Here is a 371-nt window from a genome sequence, read left to right as displayed (position 1 = left end):
CCTGTAGCCATACCAATTAAGGCTGTACGAGAAGTGCCTCGAAAACCAAAAACCGATAATATAAAGGGAGCAGTTACTACAGGTATTGAAAAATCAATAGCTAGAAACATTAATTTTAATAAATCCTTGCACCAAAAAGCTACACACATAGCACACAGGCCAATTACTATAGTAGTCAGCCTAGCTACCCGTATTTGATAGATATAGGGAGTTTTTTTTATCCCTCGGATACTTCCCACAATATCGTGACTAACCATAACAGCACAAGAATTTAAGTACGAATCAGCTGTAGACATAGACATGGCCAGCAAACTAATGGAAAAAAATCCTTTAAAAGTAGAGGGGATATTGTGCATTATATAGGGCCAAAT

Annotated in this window: 1 protein-coding gene; it reads right to left on the bottom strand. The window is 37.2% G+C overall.

Annotation, left to right across the window (positions count from 1 at the left end; translation table 11 throughout):
• Positions 1-356: sodium:solute symporter family transporter (locus tag MUW73_RS04140; RefSeq protein ID WP_445083568.1), on the bottom strand; the 356-nt coding region annotated here is incomplete at its 3' end.
• Between the last annotated feature and the right edge of the window lie 15 nt (positions 357-371).

The sequence above is a fragment of the Candidatus Cardinium sp. cByotN1 genome (assembly GCF_022810525.1).
In the GTDB taxonomy this organism is placed as follows: domain Bacteria; phylum Bacteroidota; class Bacteroidia; order Cytophagales; family Amoebophilaceae; genus Cardinium.
The sequence above is the reverse complement of the archived record's forward strand: the minus strand, read 5'-3'. Positions and strand labels throughout refer to the sequence as shown.